Source organism: Deinococcus aerolatus (assembly GCF_014647055.1).
GTDB lineage: Bacteria > Deinococcota > Deinococci > Deinococcales > Deinococcaceae > Deinococcus > Deinococcus aerolatus.
The window spans coordinates 18,671-35,795 of record NZ_BMOL01000014.1 but is presented as its reverse complement, the minus strand read 5'-3'; the positions used below and the strand labels follow the sequence as shown (position 1 = coordinate 35,795).

Genomic DNA, 17,125 nt, shown 5'->3' with positions numbered 1-17,125 from the left:
GGCGAGGCACCAATGCCGCACTGAAGCGGGTGAACGCATGATCCGCATCCTCGCGTCGTGGCCGCTGGAACGGGTGGTTGGGCTGGGAATTCTGAGCGTCACGCTGATGTTCGCGCTCGGCCTCGGTGGCCTCGCCCACCTCGGGCACCGGACCTTGACGTGGCCGACCACCCCCGGCACCGTGACGGACAGTCGCCTGTCGCGCAGTCTTTCCGGCGAAAAGGAGCGGTATACCGCCCACGTCGAGTCCAGCTCCGCGGTCGGTGGTCAGGGCTACCGCTCCCAACAGGTAACGCGCCGCTCGTCGCCGCCGGATGAAGCGTTCGCGCGCCGCGTTCTGGCGCGCTACCCGAAGGGCCGCCCGGTTCAGGTGCACTACGCTCCGGCCACTCCGGGGCAGGCGGTGCTGGAACCTGGCACGGACGCCTTCATCCTCGGCGCTCTGGCGGTGGCCACGGTGGTCCTGTTGGTGGGTGGAGGCGTATTCGTCAGCACCTTCCGTCCCTCCTCCACGTGGCCCGGGCGCCGCTGTCCAGGCACACCCAGCCCCCAGGGAGCGGGGGGCGTCCGGCCGTCGTGACGTGCCTCCCGCCCTTCCTGGCGCGCCGGTGACGAACATGATCGGTCCGGACACCCAGCGCTGGCTGGTGGTACGCGTGTGGCTGGAGCCGGACGGTGCGCAGGGCAAGTGGCGTGCCTCTGTGCGCCGCGACGACCAGCACCGGTATTTCACGTCCCCCGAAGCGCTGATTGCGTACCTGGCTGCCGCCATCCAGTCCACCTGACGGCCAGGCTGCCGCTGGCGCAGCCGGAACACGGTCAGGCGCGGATGAAGGCAAGCACTTCCCGTGCTTCCCGGCCTGCGGCCCTCGGCAGGGGCCCACAGGGTGACCTCCCCCTTGACCAGGACCGGCCCGGTCCAGGTCACTCGGAAATCATGGCGTTGTTCGTACGCTGCCTTCCGATCAGCCCAGAAGATGACCTGGGCCTGCCCAAGGAGTAAGAGATGTCAACACCCGTAAAAACGTTCACGCTCAGCCTTTCCGCCCTGCTCCTGGCTGCCTTCGGCCTCTCGGCCACGTCTGGGCCGACGCCCCATACCGTCAGCGGACGCGTGGTCGATGAGCGCGGCAAGCCGGTGGCGGGCGTCCAGATCATCATTGCGCCCGCGATGTTCCGGGGCACGCTGTTCACGACCACGAACGCGCAGGGCCGCTATCAGTCCACCGAACTCAATCCCGCCGCCAATCCGTATTACGTGACGGCCTACAAGGAGGTGAAGTACCACGATCAGCGCTATTGCCTGCGCATGGCCGGAGATCCGGAAGCGTACCAGGACGCCTTCAACGCCAAAGCGGGTGCGACGCGGAACTTCGTTTGGAAAATCCGCGGAGCATCGGACATGCCGTCATCAGAGTACGGGGGCGACACCTGGGGCGGGACCCTGAGCTTCGAACGCCTCTCCACCGACGACGCTCAACCGGTCGCCCCTGACGCCACGGTCGAGGTGACCCTGGTTCCGGACGGACCACTCATCGATGGCAGCAAGGGCTCCACCATCACGCGCACGACCCGGGTGTCGCAGGGGCTGGGTGACATTCCGGTGGGGTACTACAGGGTCTCTGCCGCCCTGAAAAATGCGAACGGGACGAAGACGCCCCTCCGGGTGGGCCAGACCGATACGGAAGAGGCGCTGGGCAACACGACCATGGTGCTCTTTCAAGGATTCGACACCTGCGGTCACAGCGGCACCCTCCGTCAGACCCCCATCTGGCTGCTCCAACCCTGAGCGCAGGCCCCCACCTGCACCTTGTGGCTGTTCAGGCCAGGGTGGAGGTCAACTCGTTCTTGAGACGCTCCACTGAGGCGTGCAGCTCGGGCGTGCGCGCGGTTTGTGCCAGACGGTGCAGACACGCCGCCAGGCGGGCGTGGGCGCCGCCCGGCCAGAGCACCTCGGCAGCCAGGGTACGCCGGATGTCGAAGGCCTGGTGCGGTTCGCCAGTGGCCTCGAGGGTCGCCGCCGCCTGTTCGAGGGCCTCGGCCGCTTCGGCGTAACGCTGCGCGGCGACCGCCGAGCGGGCCGCCGCCTGCAGCGCCGGCACGGCCCGGCGGGCGTCGCCTCCCTCAGTCCAGTGCCGCGCGATGCGGGCGGGCTCCTCGCCCTCACGTTCCAGTGCCCGGGCGGCGCGGCGGTGCAGCGCCTGCCGGACGCTCTTCGACATCCCTGCGCGGACGCTTTCGTACACGAGGTCGTGGCTGAACCGGCCCTGCTGGAGAATCTGCGCGCCCTCCAGCTCCTGCCAGGCGGGCAGCATGTCCAGCAGAGGCGCGTCGAGCATGGTGGTGACCAGGTCGAGGTCGACGTCGGTTTGCAGCACGCACGCGGCCTGGGCCAGCAGCAGTGCTTTCGGAGACAACCGCCGCAGGCGCTCCCCGATGACCCCATGCACTTTCTCCGGCAAAGCGGGCGCCGGCCCACCGGGCGCGTGCTCGATCAGGTGTTTGACCGCCTCGAGGAGAAACAGGGGATTGCCGTTGCTGGAGCGCGTGAGGCGGGCGACGTCCCCACCAGAGAGGGGCAGGTCCAGGCTGGCCAGAACCCGCGTGACCGCCGTGTCGTCGAGGGGCTGAAGGTCAATCCAGATGCCGTGGCCCACCGCGACCAGCCTGCGCAGCGACGCTTCGACGTACGCTGGCAGCTCCCCCTTCCGGTGCGCGGTAAGGAGTGGGACGATGCCGCCCTGCACGGTGAACGGCGCGTAGCGCACGGCGATGGCGGAACTGAGCTCCATGCTCGCCGCGTCGTAGTACTGGATGTCGTCGGCGACGACGCCGGCCATGCCCTGGCAGGCACGCAGCGCCAGTTCGTCCATCGCGTGGGCGAGGCCTTCCTGATCAGGCGTGGCGGCGTCGGGCGTCTGGGCGGGGCTCAGTTCCGGGAGGAACAGCGCGAGCTGCTCGCGGGCCCATCCGGGCAGGTCAATGTCCGGCCGGGCGCGCAACAGCGCGCGCCACACCCGGGCGTACGTGCCATACGGCACGGTGGTGTCGCCGGGCCGGCCGTCCAGGTGGAACCAGGCGCCTTTGCTCGCGATGAATTCGCGCATCAGGCGGGTTTTGCCGATGCCCGGCTCCCCCGACACGACAATGCTCAGGCCACGTGACCAGGCGTCGTTCATCAGCGCCCACTCGCGTTCACGTCCCACCAGGACCGGTGGGCACCGCACGGCTGGCGGCATCGCGGGGATTGGAGGCGGCGCGGGACGGCTGATGGTGCGGCTCTCCTGGACGAGGCGCGCGAGCGCCAGCGTGGCAGGCAGAGGGGCGACGTGATGCTCGCGGCGGAGGGCGGCCTCGCAGCGGTGGTAGGTCGCGAGCGCCCGGTCACGGTCACCCAGCAGGTACTGCAGTTTCATCACCCGCAGGAAGGCCTCCTCTGACGCAGGCGTGAGGGCCAGCAGTCGCTCGGCCCACCCGAGAGCGTCGTTGTACGCCGCCCGGTCGGTGTCGCGGTCGCACAACCGGGTGAGCGCGCCGCGGCGCGCTTCATGCCAGCGGTCCCGTTCGCCACGCAGCCACTCGTCGAACTCCGGCAGATCGCTGTAAGCGTACGGCTCCAGCAATGCGCCCTGAAGGGCGCCGAGCGCCTCGTCCTGGCCGGCCAGGTATGCGTCGAACACTTCGGTGGCGTCGACCGACACTGCGCCCGTCAGAGAAACGGTGTCGCCGCCCTCGACCAGGTTCTCGCCCACCGTGCGGCGCCAGCGGCGCATCAACTGCACCAAGCTGTTCCTCGCCAGGCTCTCTCGCGAATCAGGCCACAGGAGCCCTGCGAGCCTCGAACGAGAGCTGCGGCCGGTGCAGGCCAGCACAGCCAAGACGCCGGCGGTTTTGCGGTCCAGAGGAATGACCGTTCCGTCGGTGTGGGTCACCGTCGGCATACCGAGAAGCACGACTCGCACGGTAGGCGCTGAGAGCACGCCGTCAGTATAACAACCGGCCCGACCTGCTGCGGACGGCAGGTCAGCGGGCGGCCCGGTAGACGCTCTGGAGTTCAGGTGGAACGTGGGGCATAGCCGCCGCCAGAGCGTCTGCCGCCTGACGCCCAACCGCTGCGGCGTCCGGATGGCCCGTCGCACTCAGGATCCGCGCGTGCAGCGCCAGCAGCTGATCCCGTGAGACTTCCGCCGGGGCGTACGCCCTGAGCAGTTCGACTGCTTCCCGGGCGGACGCCGCGGCCGGCGCCGGCCGGCCGGCGTCCAGAAGGTGTTGGGCGTGCAGGGTCAACGCGACGATCAACAAGTCATGCGCTTCACCCGCACGCAGGTGGCCGAGCAGCGCCTCCAGCGCCCCCACGTCCAGGAGGCCAAGTCTGGCAAGGGTCAGGTCGACGCGGAGCACGTCCTCAGGGCCCAGGCCACGGCGCAGTTCGGCAAGTTCCCGCAGCTCAGCGTGGATTTCCTCGCCGAGGGATGCGCGTACCAGGGCGAGCACCCGGAGCGCCTCAGCGCGTTCAAGCGCGTCCTTGGCCGCGCCCAGGGCCTGTTCGGCGGCCGAGCGCGCGGTCTCGAAATCGCCGAGCACTGCATGCACGGTGGCCTGCTGCTGCCTGATGAGCGCCCAGGCGAAACGCTGGTACCCCTCACTCACCTCGGCGGCTCGCTCCAGGGCCTCGAGCGCCCCGGCAAAGTGCCCGAGGTCCCGCTCGATGCCGCCCAGCGTGATCAGCGCGAGCACCCGGTTCATCTCCCGGCCCTGCGTGAGGTCCAACTGGGTCAGGACCGCGAGGACGTGCTCCCGCGCGTCACGCTTGGCACCCAGGCGACTCAGTGCCACTGCGAGGTTGGTTCGGGCGTTCAGCACGCTCACCGGGCGCTCGGCCCGCGTGCCCAGCTCAACCAGGGCCGTCAGGTGCCCGACTGCTTCCGCGTACCGGCCGAGTTTGCCCAGCACCACCCCCAGGTTCTGCAGCGCCGACAGTTGACCGCTCACCCGGCCGAGCTCCTCATTGAGCGCCGCGGCCTGGCGAAAAGCGGCGGCCGCCGCGTCCAGCTGATTAACGTGGAGGGCCGCGATGCCCAGGAACTGCGACAGTTCAGCCTGGACTTCCGCGTCACCACTCTGTTCTGCATGCATCCAGCCGGTCTGCGCGGCCTCCAGGGCAGGGCCGTGATGCGCGCAGCGACTGTGCAGCAGGCCCTGGCAGTGCCAGGCGCGCGCCTGTTGACCTTCCGTCCGCGCCAGGCTGAACAGCCGGCCCAGTGACGCCTCGTAGCGCTGCCCCAGGTCGAATTCCTTGAGAAGATCCCGGGTCAGCAGGTGCCGGGTGGAGAAGGCCCGGTCCGGGTCACCGTGGCGCTCGAACAGGGCGGCGGCCTCCTCGAGCAGGTCGGCCGCTTCCACGAAGCGCAGGCTGCCGCGCGCCAGGTCTGAGGCCTCCTGAAACTTCACCGCGGCGCGAACCGGCTCCCCTCCCTGCAGCCAGTGGCGGCCCACGCGTGAGGGCGGGAAGCGGTGACCCTCCAGGACCCGCGCCGCGCTGCGGTTCAGCGCTTCCCTCACACCCGGCGCCACCTGCGCTTCGACCGTCTCGTACACCAGGTCGTGACTGAAGCGGCACTCGGTCACCACCTGGGCACGCTCCAGTTCCTGCCAGGCGGACAGCACGTCCAGCAGAGGCGCGCGCAACACCTCCGTGATGAGCTCCACCGTGAAGTCGCTTTGCAGCACGGCAGCGGCCTGCGCGGCATGCAGCGCGGCAGGTGACAGGCGCTTCAGGCGCCGGCTTACGATCTCGCGGACGGGACCGGGGGGAGGCAGGCGGTCCGGGAACCCCCGTTCCAGGTCCCCGGTCTCGATCATGTACTTGACGGTTTCGAGCAGGAACTGTGGATTGCCTCCGGTGTAGCGCTGCAGAGCGGGCGTCAACGCGGTAAGTTCCGGGACGCTGATGCTCTCGACGAGCCGTTCGACCGCGTCCGGCGTCAGTGGTCCCAGCTCCATGACCAGAACCCGCCCGGTGCGGACCAGGTCCGCCAGGGCCTGCCCGGCGACGGAGGTGTACGCCTGCGGCCGCAAGTTGAACACGATCCGGAACGGCGCGTCGATGTCCCCCCACCCCAGCGCGCCCCACATGAACAGCTGCGCCTCGGCGCTCCCGTCGTCGAAGTAATGGGTGTCGTCGTAGGCGAACACGGTCATGCCCGCCTCGACCGCACGGCGCACCACCTCAGTGATCGCCTGATAGAACCGCACCTTGTCGGCAGGTGCCACCATCGGCGGAGCCGACCCGAACTCCGGCAGCAGCCGAGCGAGCTGAAGCGTGACCCAGGGCTCGAACTTCAGCTGCGGGTACCTGCCGAGAATCCTGCGCAGCATGCGGGTCGTCAGGCCATACAGCACCTTCTCGTCGCCCGGACGGCAGTCGAGGTAGAAGTCGCCGCCGTGCGCGCGGGCGAACTCCTGAACCAGGCGTGACTTGCCGACGCCCGCCTCACCCACCAGGCACACGCCCTGGCCGTTCGCCCAGGCCTGCTCCATGAGCGCCCATTCCCGCTCGCGTCCCACCAGAATGGGTGGCCGCAGGACCGTGAGGGGAATGGCGCGCTGCGCCGTGGGCGGTCGCGGCGCCTCACCGCTGCCCTCACGGATCAGGCGCGCCAGCGCCCGGGTCTGCGCGTTGGGGTTCACCCCGAACTCGCGCTCGAGCATCGCCTCACAGGCCCGCAGGGTGCCGAGGGCTGCCGTGCGGTCCCCCACGGCGAACTGGAACCGGGCCACGAGAACGTACGCCTCCTCGGACGCCGCGTCCGCCGCCAGCAGCTGCCGGGCCCACTCGAGCGCACCGCCGGGGTCCCCTGTCCCGTCCGCGTCCAGGGCAAGGGAGCGCAACGCGGCTCGCTGCCAGGCCTGCCAGCGCTCACGCTCGGCGATCAGCCAGTCTTCGAACTCCGCGCAGTCGTCAAAGTCAAACGGGGCGAGCAATGCGCCGTACCCCGTGACGAAGGCCTCGAGCCGGCCCTGCTCGTACATCTCCCGGACTCCGCGCGCATCGACCCGCACCCCCTCGGCCAGCTGCAGCGTGTGGCGGCCCATCACCAGGCCCGGCTGCCTCGCCAGGCGGAGTTTGCGCAGCGCCTGCGCAAGGTTGTTCCGGGCGATGGCCTCCGCTGACTCCGGCCACAGCAGGGCAGCGAGCTGGGCGCGGCTGGTCGGGCCCTCAAGCGCCAGGTAGGCGATCAGGGCGCTGGTCTTCCGGTCAAGCAGCGCGCCGCCGGCCGACTCGCCGAAGAGCCGGGGGACGCCGAGCACCTCGGCATGCCAGGAGCGTGTGGGAGACACCTTCAAAGTGTAACGGGCTGGAGATCGGCGCAGGCCGCACCTGGAGGGAGAGACCACGCTGCCCAGCACCCGAAGCGCCCTGGACACACAGGCCGAGAAGAGCGGCGGGACACCGGCCTTCTCGGCTCGGCGCCTCAGCGCCAGAGACGACAGGCTGCGCCGCCGCGTGTGCGGCGGCGCAGCTCCGGTGCACTTTCACTGCAGTGCCTGGGTTACGGTTCGCCCATGGCCATGACGAAGGTTCTGACCGTCAGCACTGCACTGCCGGAACGGACCGTGCGGCTGACGGTCCGGCCCACGCCAGTCAGGATGCCCGACCCGAACCCCAGGGCACTCAACTCCGCGGCCGTTGCGGCTGGCAGCGTGAATGTCCCGTCATCTTTGACCACGCAGGAGAACATAACCTCCGAATCGTCCGCCATCCCAGTCAGCAGGACGGTGGCGTTCGGGTCCTTGGTGGGATTCGACCAGGTGAACGCCGTCTTCAACGTAAAGCTCTCCCCCGCGGCGGGAGCCGTGAGGCGCAGCGGGTCCGAGACAGGCACGGCAACACCGCTGAACGCGGGAAAGCCGCCCGCCGCGCCCGGGATATTCAGTACGAGTCCGGCTGGAGGCGCCGGCAGGGCCGGGACCGCGGAGCGGTAGGTGTACTGCGGCGGCCCGGACCGGACAAGCTGAGCATAAGGCGCCTGGGCCGTTCGCAGCGCCAGAGGAGTTCCCGCATCCAGGGGAACCGGTGTGCCGGATGCCGCCGCCGGGGCCTGTGGGAGACCGTCCTCGTCTTTGACGACGCTGCACACATCCTGTGAGAGTGAGGCCGTCAGGGCCGTGGACCCTTTGAAAAACGAGGCCGCGGCGCTTACCGTCACTTGCGGCGCCATGCCGGGGATGGTGAGTTCCGACCGGGACAGAGAGACGTCACCGACCATCGTGATGGGTGGAGGGGCCGCGCCCTGCGCGGACGTGACCCCGCTCAAGAGGGGCGCCAACAGAAGAAGGTGTTTCATCAGGGAGGTGTCTCCAGTGATCGAGAAGTGCTGTGGGCACAGCAGCGCGTACGGTACCGGCCTGGCAGGCGAGGTGCTGGATCGGTCAGCGCCTGCAGTGGAGGCGCACCGCTCCAGAAGAGCGCCTCCTTTGCATCTCAGCGGGCGGCGCTGACGCTGAAAGCAATCGTCCGAGACTCGCCTTCACTGACGCTGAGTGTGGAGCCCGCCACGTTGTCCGGCAGCAGGAAATACACCCGGAACCGCGCTTCTTCCCCCGGTTTGAGGGTGCCGTTGGCTGTTTCGTCCCGGGCGACTTTCAACAGGTAATCGTCGTAGACCTGCACCTCCCCGTCGGCGTTCCGCAGCTGGAACTTGAAGGTGTTGAATGTCCATTCGGCTGCCTCCGCCGTTTTCGCGGTGCCGTTCCGGAGGCCGAGGGTCGCCACCAGGTACCGCTGCCCACTGGGAGGAGTCTGGCCGTTGATCGCTGCCGGTGACAGCGCCGCCGCGTCCAGCTTCATGTCGAATTTTCCGAGTGGAGCGTAGGTGCTGTTCGCGACCGTTTGGACCTCGCGGGCCGTGGCGAAAGAAGGGTCCTTCGGGTCGGCGAGCGCGGCCGCCAGGCCTTTGACCTTTCCGCGCAGGTCATACCGCTGCACCGGGAACTCGTCTCCGGCGCTCACGATGAGTTTCGGGATCGGACCCGCCGCGGGCACGGCCATCACCGCGTACACATTGATTTTCTGGGCCGGCTTGAGGGTCATGTCGAGCTGTTCGGACGTGCCGTCCCGCCCGACGTAATTGTCATGCTCATGGTTGGTGTCCTGGGCATCCACGGCGGTGAATTTCAGGGTGTTCCAGGACACGTCCTTCGATTCCTTCTGAGGGTTTTGCAGCGTGTAGCGCAGAATCAGCAGCTTCTCGTCGGCCTTCGGCACGTAGACATTCGTGCCTACAGTCACTCTGGCCAGCGTGAATTCAGCGCTGTTGAGCGTGAAGTTGATTGCCGCGCGGCCCTTGCCCAGGGTAACCGTCTTGCCCAGGGTTCCCTGCCCGCCTGCCAGCTGCGTGGTGCCCTGAACGACGGGTGTGGCAGGTTTGGGTGCCGGGTTGGCTGCGCCTGTGGGGGAAAGCATCGTGGACAGGATCAGTGCGGCGTTCAGGCCCACTGCGCGTTGGATTGTCTTCATACGTCCTCCAGGACCAGGGTTGACAGCCTGTCGTGGCCGTGGTGCCTGCCCCTGACGCGCACCATGCAAAACGGAGAATGAATTCAGGATGAACGGTGGCTGACTCTTGGCAACTGTGGCAGGCGGGCCGCGCCCATGTAGGTCTGGTTCGTGCTGGAGAAGCGCCCGGGTTGATGCGGGGCTTCTTGAGCCGGAGAAGCAGTCCGGGTGCGGCGTCACCTGGAAAGGGCAAGGGGGGTGGCGTGGTACGTGGCGTAATGCCCGCAGCTGGACAGGCCATCGAACAGGATCGTGATTGTGGTATCGAACGGCACCTTCTGCACGTCATTGTCGGCTTTGATGTTCAGTGGTGTCTTTGTCCCGTCGTCATTCACGACCGCCGCGGAGATGTCATAACGCCCGGCCGGGACGTCCCTGACCCCCTGGCCCGCCTGGACGATGCGCGTCAGGCGCTGGCCGACACTGCCATCAACCAACGGTCCGTTCGGCACCAGCGTCACCTCAATGGTCTCGTCGTCGCGGACCACGTCGGCGTCCGCCGTTGAAGGATCCTGGTAGAACCGGAGGTCACCGCCCCAGGTGAGGTTGTCGTAGCCGCCCTCGGCCGGCCCGGTCATCTTCCACCGGAAGTTGCGCACGGCGCCGTCGCGGGGATTGAAGACGTCAAAGTCAGCCAGGGTTTCACCGCCCATCCGCACGCAGGTCCTTTCACCGTGGTAGTCCAGGAGCTTGTAGGCCTGAGCCTCAAAGGGGGCAACGGCGAGATTGAGCTCAGGGGACTTGTAATAGCCCTGGGCGTCGGTACGCGCCTTGATCAGGCCCTGGAAGGACGCGGGTTGAATCCACACTTCAGCCTCCGCCACCGGACGGCCCGCCGCATCCAGTATCCGCCCACTCACCGTCCTCGCCGTTGGGCTGACGGGCCCTGGGTCCTGGCCGGGGCCTGGTTCCGGATTGGTGGTTGGTCCTGTCCCCCCACATGCGGAAAGAACGAATGCCATGCTCAAGGAAATGATCAGTGTGCGCATTGTGCTCCTTTGCCGTTCCGGATCGTGCTGGCGTCCCGAGGCGCACTGAATCTGTCAGGTGTTGAATGATTGGCGAGTGAACGCCCTACCGGAAATGTTCGTCTGGCCAGGGACCAAGAAACTGGCGTGGAATTCTCCGGGTGAAGGCCACTTCCGGCGCGGCAGTGTTCCAGGGAAGGCAGTCCAACGTACCCGGCATGAAGGGTGTGCTGCAGGCTGCCTGGGAGTGGAAGGTGGGGCCCGGTGCAGGTCTGAACACGGTTTCGTCCTGCGCCAGAGGGCTTAGCGTCCCTTGAGGCTGCGTGAAAAATGCTGACAAGGTGACCTCCTGGCGTGCATCGACGGGGACGCACTCCCCTCCCCTGTGGCGCCAGGGTCCGGCGCGCCGGGAGGTGTACCGGAGCGTGGAGTGTTGCGCCGAAGCGTCTGGACATTGGTCTGGCCCTGTCTGTTGGCGGGCCAGGCGACCGGGTGACGCTGGGGGGGCTCTTCACCCACAGGTCAGCCCTGCACACGACACGCGCCCGGCACCGCAGCGACTCCGGAGCCCGGGGGGCGGCGAATGATCAGGGCACGTTCACGGTGATTCGTTTTTTGTCCTGCTGGAGCACCGGGACATGTTGTGTGCGGATCCGTGTATCCGGCAGGTTCGTTCCGGTGCGTCTGTCGGTCAACAAGTGTGATTCGCTTCAGGACGCAGATTGCGACCCCAGCACCTGGCGACCAGATGGCCACACCGGCCGCATGTTCCGGGTCCTTCGGTCACGTCTGCAGCTGCAGGCTTGTCGACATTCATCCAGAAATCACCCATGGATTCATAGGCTCGGGGCGATGCGTAGGATCTCGCCCCGTGTTCGGCTCCAGAGCCCATTTCCACGGTTCGACGGTGCTGCTCATCATTTGTTTTGCCCTGGCAGAGATGGGGCGACGCATCCCTGCCGGTCTTGGTGCGGAACGCGGTGATGGAGTGGGCGGAGCGCGGACTCGCGACATCAACAAGGCGTTCGGGATCCGGTTTCGGGTTGCCTCCGCTGTGGAGTCCTGGACGTCACGTGCGGATGACGCCCGGCTCTCTCCGTCGGCGGGACCTGTGAACGTCCTGTCCACGGGTGTCCTCAGGTCACCGTGGCACGAGCCGGCACCCTTGGGCTCCGGCCGGTCCGTGAGGACAAGGACGGTAGCGAGGTCAGGATTGGTTGGGGCTGTATGGCCCCGTACGTTTCCCTGTGCGGCAGCACAACACTTTCAGTGAAGAGGAGTGAGGACATGACACGACACGGCAACCGAGGTGGACTGCTGGGAATTCTGGCGGGCCTTTTGTTTCTGGCTTTTTCGTTCATGCATATCGCCGCGCACGGCCTGGATGCTAGTCCAGACCACGCGGTCGTTCTTGGCGTATCCCAGGACACCTGGTTCGCTCTCGGGCTGCTTCCTTATCCCCTCCAGATCTATGCTTTCCTGAGCGCCATGGGCGCCCTGAAGACGCAGTCCCGGCCCCTTTCCCGCGTTCTGCTCTGGCTGGCTTTGCTCGGCCTCTGCGCCTCCGCGGTCGGCCACGCATTTCTGGCTGTCCCCTACACCGAGGACTGGCGCACAGCACCCACGCAGCAGATCGGCTGGTCCACGTTCGCGCTGGGAAACCTGACCTTCGCGCTGAGTGTCCTGCTCGGTGCCCTCAGCGTCCCTTCCGCCGCCGGGGGGCCGCGCGTGCCGCTCATCGTGATAGGCGGGGCCCTGCTCAGTTCCTTTCCTTTGGCCATGCTGGACGCCGACCATGGCTACGAATTCACGCTTGTCCCCACCTTGCTGTACGGCCTGGGATGGGCGTGGATGGGGGCCACGCTCCTCCGGCACGCGCCGGCATCCGTCGCTGTGGAGGCCGCTGTCGAAGAGACCCAGATTTGAGACTGACTGTCGGCCTGAGAATTCTGCGGCCCTGATCGTTGTTGGTAGCCTGCGCCGTACCTTGTGATTCTCTGCGTCGGGGAAGGAAGAAATCGAATTCTCGACCGTAGCGGCCATCGCTGGTGCTGTCAATCTGAATGGTGTTCGCGTGCGGTAGTCCACCTCCAGTCTTATTCTGGAGGTTCGTTCTGGTCTGGATCTCCGCACCTGACACTTTGCGGCAAATGCCGTTCCGGACGCGGTATGACATGACGAAGGGCAGTATCTGGGTCTGTGACGATCCCCGATACTGCCCGATTGCATGCCGACACGCTGGCGACCCATCTGAAAGGCCGCCTCATCGCCGCACCGATGTCCTGACACGGCTGGCCGAAGTGCTTCTGGCCCTGCCCTGCTCCAAGCCGGATCCACGCTCCACCGCAAGATTGCGCTTCACCTTCATCGAGATGCCACCCTTGATTTCATCACACGCATCGCCGCGCGGGTCTTCCACGACGCTCAACTGACCCCGCAGGACGTCTGTGACGTCCTGCTTCCGCTACTCCCTCAGGGCAGCTGACCTTGATCCTGCACCGCACCTTCCTGGGCACAACAGACGCCCATAAGGACGCTTGCCCGCACCTGGCACCACGGCCAGACGCCACTGAACATCCTGGTGCTGGGCGCGCTCCTCGGTGGCGCGGTCATTCCCCTCGTGTGGAGGGTCCTCCCGCATCAGGGCGGGCAGCTGTACGGCGGCCCGGATCCTCCTGGTGGCCCGACTGCTCTAGGTCCTGCCCCCAAGGCGCTGGGCCGTGTTGATCGCAGACGGGGAGTTCGTCGGGCAGGAGTGGTGCTCATTCCTGCGTTGGAAACCCATCCGGCAGTGTGTGTGCCTCTGGGAAAACACCCGCATTGAGGATGAGCTGGCCCAGGATCTATTCACGACGCTGCAACCGGGACAGGTACGGACGCTCTTCAAGCGGACCTGGGTGTACGGCGGATGGATGCACGTGGTGATCACCCTGTCCCCCGTGGGGGACAGGGTGATCGTCGCTTCGAATTTGCCTGTCCTGGACGTGCTGAACACCTATCGTCGGAGGTGAGGCATTGAGTCGGCGTTCTCGTCGTTGAAATGCCGCGGGCTGAGGGGTGAAGGCCACACACATGACGGCTCCGGAGCGGATCTCCCGGTTGTTCGGCCTGCTGTGTATCGCACTGGCGTGGGGTGTGCAGCAGGCGCAGGACCAGCCCCCTCGTCAGGACACCCGTGGGCGGGCCGTGGTCAGTCTGGTCCGGATCGGGTGGCAGGTGCTGGGTCAGGCCGCGCGGTAGGACGGCGAGGTCTTATGGGGCTGCTTTCGGCTGCTCAGCAGACCATTTCCAGCCACCAGTACATCAATTTCCCGAGGTGTCAGGTGCTGAGGTCTTGCCCACTGGGGATGTGGGCAAGACTCCAGCAACGGAGCCTAAACGGGACACCGCCAGTTCGAGCTGCCCCGGACGATGACCTGATCCGCACCTGAACCCTTCTCGGTGGCCGCGTCTGCTTGACACCTCGAGCAAGGCCCGGCGACCCAGCTCGGCCTTCAGGGCAGACGGACCAGTTCCCGCACCAGCTTGAACGTCAGCGGAGCGGCCTGACCATTTCGGCGCACGCCCAGCGTGATGGCCGTGCCCGCCTGCCCCCGGATGCGCGAGAGCACCTGTGCGAACGGAACGCCCTCCAGGCTTCGCCCCTCCAGCGTAAGGAGAACGTCGCCAGATTGGAGCCCCGCGCGTGCGGCGGGAAGATCTGAGCGGACGATGTCCACGACCGTCTCTCCAGCGGGACCTGGCTGGAACATCATGCCGACCCCACCGTATTCCTGATACAACCGCCAAGCCAGCCCGGACGGAAGTACCCCCGCGGTGAGGCGGGCGCGCTCACCGCCTTCCGGCGTCACTGTCTCCACCCGGCGCGGCGCGAGATGCCAGCCTGCACCGAAGGTGCCGCTCAGCGTCTCTCGCATGTTCTGGTCCACGCACTCGACCGTGCCTTGCAAGGACGTCGACGTATCGAAGTACATCAGGGGCGCGTCAACAGCCCTCGTGAATGGCCCCAATCGGGCCGAGCTTTTCAGCGTGATGTCCCCCAGGCGCTCCGCACCGCGCCGCACAACCAGCTGGAAGAATTTGAAGTGGCCGGTTGTGGGTGTGGCGGTGCCCTCACCCTGACACCCACGATCATAATTCGAGGGCCGGGCGAACAACCCGCTGATCGGGGGCAAGCCGATGGCCTCCGGGACCCGGGTGGGCAACGGCACGCTGAAGGTGCCCCCAGCGTCGACCGACCCGGTCACCAGCAACTCGCCGGTCTCGGTCTCGATGCTCAGCTCGGCCCGGCCGCCCGGCCAATCCACGATGCGGCCCGTCAGGGTGCCACGCACCGGCGCGGCCAGGGCAGGAAAAGACAGAAGGGCGAGCGTAATCCCCGCAAGCAAGCGTTTCATGGGTGAGCCTCCTGCCCTCCACGTTCTGGTGTCTCCAGAGGGCTGGGCGCCGCCACCTGGCGCGCATACTCCGGCAACGTGGTCGGCGCAGGGCACAGGGCGTCTTGCCGGGGATCCGGTGTGATGGTTACTCCCTGCGCGAGGGTGAGCATCAGGGCGGCGAAGCTCTGTTCAAGAGGTGAGTTTGCGGTGGTTACCTGCGCTTCCAAGGCCTCGACCGGGACGTGCTCGAGCTCAAAGGTCCGCCCGCCGATCTGCTCGAACAACCCCACGACCTCGCGCATACTGCGGTTCTCGGCGATCAAGGGAAGTGTGGCCCCGCGGAGGTCAGAGTGGTCCAGGCAGGTCACTGCGGCGCGAGCCACGTCGTGCAGGCTGATCCAGCCGATTGGGGCCTCGCCGCTGCCGAGTACACGTGCCCGGGCGTTCAGGGGGTCAAAGCCCAGCGCTGGGCTGAGCCAGACTTCCATGAAGACGCCGGGCTGGAGGATCGTGAAGGGCATCTCCCCGTGCCGTAGTTCCCGCTCCACAGCTCGCTTGGCCTGCGACAATGGGGAAGGGCGCGCTCCGTCGTAGAATTCCGGGAACGAGACGTACACGAAGTGCCCCACGCCGGACTGCCGGGCCGCCTCCACGAGGTTCAACCCACCCTGATAATCGACGTCGGGAATCGAATCCTTCGTGGGGTCACGCAGGGTGGTCGTGGCGGTACTGATCACCACGTCCATTCCCTGACAGGCGGCGAGCAGCGAGGCGGCGTCCTTCAGGTCGGCCTGCACGAGCTGAGCTCCCAGGGTACGGAGGGCATCGACCTGCTCCGGCGGGGAAGAGGGGCGGACGACCGCACATACCTCTCTGCCCTGCTGGGCGAGCTGTTCACAGATGCTGCGGCCAAGGTGTCCAGTGGCGCCGACGACGAGAACCATAAGAACCTCCTGGTGGGAGTGAGGGCCTTGATTCAGGAGAAGGGAGCAGGGATGGGATCTCTTTGACGGACCACCGCTCGCAAGGGCGCGCGGGTCAGAACGCCACACGCGATGCGGTCTCCGCTTGCTTCCTGAAACACCTGAAGCATGTGTGGGCTGTATGCAGCGCGGTGTTCAGCGGGATACAGCCGCAACAGGGCGCGATACACGGCCACTAACCTCTCGACAGCCTGAACGCCCATTTCTCCTCCCCCGGTCTAGAGATCGCCCAGAGCAGGCTTTCGGTGGGCCACCTGCACTAGTCGGCGCATGCGCTCGACTTCCTCTGCAAGGGTGCGCTGTCCTAGCGGCGTGAGGCGGTAGTAACGGCGGCGCTGGTCATCCAGAGCGGGATCAGGCCGTCGTCGCTCTCGGCGACCAGCCCGGTCTCCAGCAGGCGCTTGAGGGTGTCATAGAGGGTACCGGGACCCATGCGGGTCTGGCCGTCGGAGTGGTTCTCGACGGCTTTCATGATCGCTTAGCCATGCTTTTCGCCGTCAGCGAGGGCCAGTAGGACGTGGAACACCGCGGGGGTCAGAGGCGAGGGGGCGCTGAGTAAGAACCGGTGATGCTCCATCTCTTTCTCCTACCGCAGTCGATATAACTGTGGTGGATATAGAGGAACAGGGTGCGGGACGTTCGTCGAGGGCTTTAGCCCATTCCGCTGAGGCTTCAGGAGCCAGCCATACAGGCTAAAGGCGCCAGCGGCGTGCTGGTTGAGCAATCGGCCCAGTGAAAGGATGGGAAGGGCAGCAGGTCTTGAAGAACCGCGCCTGCAGGTTTAACCCACCGTTGCCTAGCCTCAGCCGTTCTCAGGGCAGGGCTATGAGCTCGCTCTCCGCTACCACGCCATCCTGCTCAATGACAGTGAAGGCATTCCCCACCGCGTTCTGCCCTGAGAACGCCAGAGCCGTCCTGTTCATGGTGCGGTTGTACCAGCGCGCTGCCAGCGTCCCATCGCTCAGCCCGTGGGTCCGTGCGCTTCCGTACCCTGCGCCTTCAAGCAGCGCACCAAGCTTCTCCAGACGTTCGCGGCATTCTGCCATCGTCAGATTCGTTCCAGCCATTCCCGTCATCTGCGCACTGAGCGTGGCACCCTGCCTGGCCAGTACGCTTCCCAACAGAAAAGTCACCAACACCAACAGGCGAGTGGAGCGGGTCACGCGTGTCGTCATGGGCATAGTGGTTCCTCCCGGGCAGGCTGACTCCTGCCCAGAACGTGTCCCTGCCAGCAGG

General features: G+C 66.7%; 13 protein-coding genes and 1 pseudogene. 5 read left to right on the top strand and 9 right to left on the bottom strand.

Going from position 1 to position 17,125, the window contains the following annotated elements; genetic code table 11:
• Window positions 1–37: 37 nt before the first annotated feature.
• The 3 genes from IEY31_RS13765 to IEY31_RS13755 all read left to right on the top strand — a co-directional run bounded on the left by IEY31_RS13765 (window position 38) and on the right by IEY31_RS13755 (window position 1,789).
• Window positions 38–580, top strand: coding sequence for a DUF3592 domain-containing protein (locus IEY31_RS13765; RefSeq protein ID WP_188972954.1), 543 nt, complete (start codon window positions 38–40; stop codon window positions 578–580).
• Between the two features lie 37 nt (window positions 581–617).
• Window positions 618–785 carry a hypothetical protein gene (locus IEY31_RS13760; RefSeq protein ID WP_188972952.1) on the top strand — a complete coding sequence of 56 codons (168 nt, stop codon included), beginning with the start codon at window positions 618–620 and terminating at the stop codon, window positions 783–785.
• Window positions 786–1,006: 221 nt separating this feature from the next.
• Window positions 1,007–1,789, top strand: coding sequence for a carboxypeptidase-like regulatory domain-containing protein (locus IEY31_RS13755; RefSeq protein WP_188972950.1), 783 nt, complete (start codon window positions 1,007–1,009; stop codon window positions 1,787–1,789).
• Between the two features lie 31 nt (window positions 1,790–1,820).
• On the opposite strand, the gene IEY31_RS13750 is transcribed toward IEY31_RS13755, so the two are convergent.
• The 5 genes from IEY31_RS13750 to IEY31_RS13730 form a co-directional block, all read right to left on the bottom strand.
• On the bottom strand, window positions 1,821–3,953 hold the full coding sequence (locus tag IEY31_RS13750) for an AAA family ATPase (protein ID WP_188972948.1): 2,133 nt from the start codon (window positions 3,951–3,953) through the stop codon (window positions 1,821–1,823).
• A gap of 70 nt (window positions 3,954–4,023) precedes the next feature.
• Window positions 4,024–7,341, bottom strand: coding sequence for an ATP-binding protein (locus IEY31_RS13745; protein ID WP_188972945.1), 3,318 nt, complete (start codon window positions 7,339–7,341; stop codon window positions 4,024–4,026).
• 212 nt (window positions 7,342–7,553) lie between these two features.
• Window positions 7,554–8,348: a hypothetical protein gene (locus IEY31_RS13740; protein WP_188972943.1), complete on the bottom strand. Its 795-nt coding sequence runs from the start codon at window positions 8,346–8,348 to the stop codon at window positions 7,554–7,556.
• Between the two features lie 137 nt (window positions 8,349–8,485).
• Window positions 8,486–9,520, bottom strand: a complete 1,035-nt coding sequence (locus tag IEY31_RS13735) for a DUF4352 domain-containing protein (protein ID WP_229723629.1) — start codon at window positions 9,518–9,520, stop codon at window positions 8,486–8,488.
• A 215-nt stretch (window positions 9,521–9,735) separates the two neighbouring features.
• Window positions 9,736–10,368 carry a carboxypeptidase regulatory-like domain-containing protein gene (locus tag IEY31_RS13730; RefSeq protein WP_188972941.1) on the bottom strand — a complete coding sequence of 211 codons (633 nt, stop codon included), beginning with the start codon at window positions 10,366–10,368 and terminating at the stop codon, window positions 9,736–9,738.
• A gap of 1,446 nt (window positions 10,369–11,814) precedes the next feature.
• Between IEY31_RS13730 and IEY31_RS13725 the strand changes: the two genes are divergently transcribed.
• Window positions 11,815–12,453, top strand: coding sequence for a hypothetical protein (locus tag IEY31_RS13725; RefSeq protein WP_188972939.1), 639 nt, complete (start codon window positions 11,815–11,817; stop codon window positions 12,451–12,453).
• A 273-nt stretch (window positions 12,454–12,726) separates the two neighbouring features.
• Window positions 12,727–13,857 (top strand): annotated as a pseudogene (locus IEY31_RS13720) (transposase).
• Window positions 13,858–14,021: 164 nt separating this feature from the next.
• On the opposite strand, the gene IEY31_RS13715 reads toward IEY31_RS13720, so the two are convergent.
• The 4 genes from IEY31_RS13715 to IEY31_RS13700 form a co-directional block, all read right to left on the bottom strand.
• Complete coding sequence (locus tag IEY31_RS13715) at window positions 14,022–14,924, bottom strand: PDZ domain-containing protein (RefSeq protein WP_188972937.1); 903 nt, start codon at window positions 14,922–14,924, stop codon at window positions 14,022–14,024.
• Entirely contained in the window at window positions 14,921–15,850 is a 930-nt protein-coding gene (locus IEY31_RS13710) for an SDR family oxidoreductase (RefSeq protein WP_188972935.1), read from the bottom strand. Before IEY31_RS13710 ends, IEY31_RS13715 begins: the two co-directional genes overlap by 4 nt.
• 343 nt (window positions 15,851–16,193) lie before the next feature.
• Window positions 16,194–16,361: a helix-turn-helix transcriptional regulator gene (locus IEY31_RS18725; protein ID WP_229723627.1), complete on the bottom strand. Its 168-nt coding sequence runs from the start codon at window positions 16,359–16,361 to the stop codon at window positions 16,194–16,196.
• A gap of 340 nt (window positions 16,362–16,701) precedes the next feature.
• On the bottom strand, window positions 16,702–17,064 hold the full coding sequence (locus IEY31_RS13700) for a hypothetical protein (RefSeq protein ID WP_229723626.1): 363 nt from the start codon (window positions 17,062–17,064) through the stop codon (window positions 16,702–16,704).
• Window positions 17,065–17,125 lie beyond the last annotated feature (61 nt).

Excerpts from the sequence above, each read along its gene's own strand:
- IEY31_RS18725 (WP_229723627.1), bottom strand. The coding sequence starts at position 16,361 with ATGAAAGCCGTCGAGAACCACTCCGACGGCCAGACCCGCATGGGTCCC.
- IEY31_RS13760 (WP_188972952.1), top strand. The coding sequence starts at position 618 with ATGATCGGTCCGGACACCCAGCGCTGGCTGGTGGTACGCGTGTGGCTG.
- IEY31_RS13715 (WP_188972937.1), bottom strand. The coding sequence starts at position 14,924 with ATGAAACGCTTGCTTGCGGGGATTACGCTCGCCCTTCTGTCTTTTCCT.
- IEY31_RS13710 (WP_188972935.1), bottom strand. The coding sequence starts at position 15,850 with ATGGTTCTCGTCGTCGGCGCCACTGGACACCTTGGCCGCAGCATCTGT.
- IEY31_RS13740 (WP_188972943.1), bottom strand. The coding sequence starts at position 8,348 with ATGAAACACCTTCTTCTGTTGGCGCCCCTCTTGAGCGGGGTCACGTCC.
- IEY31_RS13765 (WP_188972954.1), top strand. The coding sequence starts at position 38 with ATGATCCGCATCCTCGCGTCGTGGCCGCTGGAACGGGTGGTTGGGCTG.
- IEY31_RS13700 (WP_229723626.1), bottom strand. The coding sequence starts at position 17,064 with ATGACGACACGCGTGACCCGCTCCACTCGCCTGTTGGTGTTGGTGACT.
- IEY31_RS13735 (WP_229723629.1), bottom strand. The coding sequence starts at position 9,520 with ATGAAGACAATCCAACGCGCAGTGGGCCTGAACGCCGCACTGATCCTG.
- IEY31_RS13725 (WP_188972939.1), top strand. The coding sequence starts at position 11,815 with ATGACACGACACGGCAACCGAGGTGGACTGCTGGGAATTCTGGCGGGC.
- IEY31_RS13755 (WP_188972950.1), top strand. The coding sequence starts at position 1,007 with ATGTCAACACCCGTAAAAACGTTCACGCTCAGCCTTTCCGCCCTGCTC.